This is a genomic window from Mycobacterium sp. 1165178.9 (assembly GCF_001673555.1).
Taxonomy (GTDB): Bacteria; Actinomycetota; Actinomycetes; order Mycobacteriales; family Mycobacteriaceae; genus Mycobacterium.
Window position 1 is genome coordinate 1 of sequence record NZ_LZMB01000274.1, and the last position, 3,497, is coordinate 3,497.

The following is a 3,497-nucleotide window of genomic DNA, read 5'->3' on the forward strand; positions in this document are numbered from 1 at the left end:
CCGCGCCGACCCCGATGAGCAGGTTGCGCCGCCGCCGGGCGAAGGCCGCGTGCTCCTGACCGGGTGAGATCGGAGCCGCCGAGGGCGAGGGCGAATCGTCGATCGGTCCTAGGACCTCGGTGCGGTCGGCGACCGCGGTCGCCTGCTGAAGGAGGTTCAAAAGCGTTGAGGCGCTGCGTATTCCGCCGTCCTCCTGGACCGCTCGGACGGCGACCGCGGAGATCTGGAAGGGGATATCGCGGTCCAGGGACATCGGCTCGACGGGGTTGCCCGAGGAATCGCGTTCGGCCGCCGCGAGCCCGCTGCGCACCCCGCTCTCCACGATGGGCCACCGATTGACCAGTAAGGCGTAGAGCGCTGCGCCGATGCCGCGGATGTCGTCCTGCGGGTTGGCCTCGGGCATGGTGGCCGGGTAGGCCAGCACGACGTCGCCCTCGATGCTGACACGCACTCGGCTGGGGTGATCGATCGACAGGGCGACGCCGGCGCGGTGGGCCGCGTCGGCCGCGGCTGCCAGCGACTGCATGGCCCGCACCGCGCCCACCGGTGAGGGTGCGGTGTCGGCGACCTCCTGCAACGAGCCACCACGGATCCATTCGGAGACCACCAGGCCACCGGCGCCGGTATGCACGACGTCGAGGACGCGGGCGATACCGGGTTTGTCGATGCGGCTGAGCCGTAGGGTGCGCGACAGGATCTCTTGGAGGACCTCGTTGGGCAGGGCGCCGTCCGGGTCGACGAAGGTCAGCGCCACCTGCCGGTCCAGGGCAGTGTCCAGCGCTTGCCAGAACTGCAGCGGTGGGGCGCCGCCGTGGAACACCAGCAGTCGGTACCGGCCGCCGGCTATGCGCGCGCCGGGGACGAGGTGCACGTCGTCTCCCGCGGCATCCGCCGAACGGCCGCGTGGCGCTTCGAACGGCGTGTGTGCATGCCGGGAACCTGGGATGTCGCCGTTGGACTTGTCCGACGGGCGCCCAGCGGTGGACGGCTTGGGCTCGTCGGCGGGAATGTCGGGCTGGAAGTCGTCGGCGATCGGCCGCGGCAGCGGGGTACCTGAGCCTGCGCCGGGCCCAGAGCTGGGGGCTGCGCTCTCCATCGGGCGGTCGGTCACCTCCGGTCCTTTCACTAGCCGGGCTCGGGTTGCCCGCTCCGGAGGCCTGCGCCGGATCGGCTCCTGGACCGCACTTACCCCAGGCGGGGACGAATTCCTCTGCTCAGGGTACGTGACCGGGCGCCGGTGAGACGATCGATCCTTGGCACTCGGTTTGCGCGGGCGCGGTCCGCGGCCCGTGATGCGGTGCCGCAGGGCATCCAACGCCGCCCGCGCCTCCGGGACGTCTGCGCGCAGCATCACCGCCGCCGTGATCGGCAGCATGATCAGCCCCAGCACGAACAGGCGCAGTAGGGATCCGGCGCCGCCGTGGTTGGTGAGGGTGTCCAGCCCGAGCAGGCGGTCGGCCACATGGGCGGTCAATCCGGCCAGCATGGATGCGGTGAGCGTCACCAGGATCGTCCGGACTTCGCCGACGCCGATCAGGTGGCCACCGGCCGGCAGCAGCGTGCGTCGCAGCAGGATGTAGCCGATGATGGCGCCGGCGAGGAATCCAACGCCGTTGGCCAGCCCGAGAAGACCGGCCACCAGCTTGGGGTCGTCGGTGAGGTGCGGCGCCAGCACCGAGCCGAGGATCTTGACGGCCGTGATGACCAGGATGATGACGATCGGCGTCCACGGCTGTTCACGCGCGTAGAACACCCGCAGCTGCAGGAGCACCAGCCCGTAGGGAATCAGCGTGAACGCCGAGAGGGTGATCGCGGCGCCCAGGTATCCGGCGTCGACGTTTCCGAAATGGCCGTAGGCGAACAGGGCGCTGCCCATCGCGGGACCGCCGACGGTCATGAACGCCACGATCGGGATGAGCGTGATCAACGTCAGCCGGGTGGCCAACGACAGGTCGCCGAGCACCGCCGCCGTGTCGTCGGCGGCGGCGTTGCGGCTCAGCCGCGGCATGACCACGGTCAGTACCGTCACGCCGATCATGCCGAACGGCAGCATCAGCACCAGCCAGGTGTAGTTGTAGATCGCGGGTCCCGACGCCGCTGCGGTGCTGGCGATCTGGTTGCCGACCACCAGGCCGAGCTGGCTGATCAGTACGTAGAGCACCATGGCGGCGGCCATCGTGCCGAAGCGCTTGAGTCGCTGGTCGATTCCCCACAGGGGGCGCAGGTCGACCCGTTGGCGCCGCAACGCGACGAGCAGCAACCCGGTTTGGGCGAACACGCCCAGCGTGGTGCCGACGGCGAGCACCAGCAGCTTGGCGTTGCCCATCCGGACGGGATCGACCGACAGCTCCCCGGGGACCAGTGCGTACACCGCCAGCGTGACCAGCGCGACGACATTGTTCACGACCGGGGCCCACGCCGTGGGCCCAAATACGTTGCGGGTGTTCAGGATCGCCATGAACACCGATGTCAGCCCGTAGGCGAGGACCTGGGGGAGCAGCAGGTAGGCGAAGGCGACGGTCAGCGGCTCGTTGACTTGCGGGTTGCGGCCCAGCATCACCCGCACCAGCAGCGGCGCGGCCGCCACCGACAGCACCGTGGCGAAGATCAGCAGCGTCGTCGTCAACGTGACAAGGCGTCGCACGAACGCCGCGCCGCCGTCGGGGTCGTTCTGCTCCGCGCGCGCCAGCACCGGCACGAAGATCGCGGTGAACGTCGCCTCCAGCACCAGCGCCGCCACCAGGTTGGGTAGCTGGTTGGCCACCGAGAACGCGCTGGACAGCGCGGCGCCCAGGATCGCGGCCAGCAGCACCACCCGGGCGAAGCCGGTCAGCCGGCTGATCAACGTGGCGAAGGCCATCGCCCACGACCGCGATACCAGCGCCGCGTCCGAGAGCTCGGGGCGCCGGCGATCGATCTCGGCGGCAACGGGCGGCAGCGGGCCGGTCGGCGGTGAGCCCGGCACCCGCGAATGCCGCGCCGGCTCGGGCAGGCGGTGGTGTGGTTGGGCCTGCCGATAGGCGGGGGTCATACTCGGTGCTCTTGCTCGACCCGGTCATCGACGTCGGGGTCAGCGGCGTGCCGGGCATCGGGTGGGTCGGGGCGGTCCAAGTCGGCGGGGTCGGGCTGCCCACGGAAGCGGTGCCACAGCCGCCGGCCGGCCAGCAGGATCAGGACCGCCGCGGCGGACAGCGTGATGGCGAACAGGACCTTGCCGTAGGCGTTGGAATGCACCGACAGCCGCACCGGCTCGCCCAGCCGCAGACCGTCCGGGGTCCGCAGGGTCGCGTCGACGGCGACGCGCTGAGTGAAGTTGACTTCGACCGGGATGCGCAGCGGCAGGTAGCCCGGCGGCAGTTCGATCTGGCCGATGTCGGTGACGTTCATCCCCGGCGGCGCATCGACATGCAGCCGCACCCGAATCGGAACGGCCAGGCCGTTGTGCAGCGCCAGCGGCAGCGGGCTGTGCTCGGTGGCCAGGGTGTAGGAGCCGCCCG

1 protein-coding gene and 1 pseudogene are annotated in these 3,497 nt (G+C 70.7%); both read right to left on the minus strand.

The features are described 5' to 3' along the window. Positions 1-2,965 (minus strand): murein biosynthesis integral membrane protein MurJ (locus tag A5652_RS11960; protein ID WP_067350965.1); only part of this gene is annotated, 2,965 nt, incomplete at its 3' end. Positions 2,966-3,027: 62 nt separating this feature from the next. Next, positions 3,028-3,497, minus strand: a pseudogene (locus A5652_RS11965) (hypothetical protein); the annotation flags it as partial.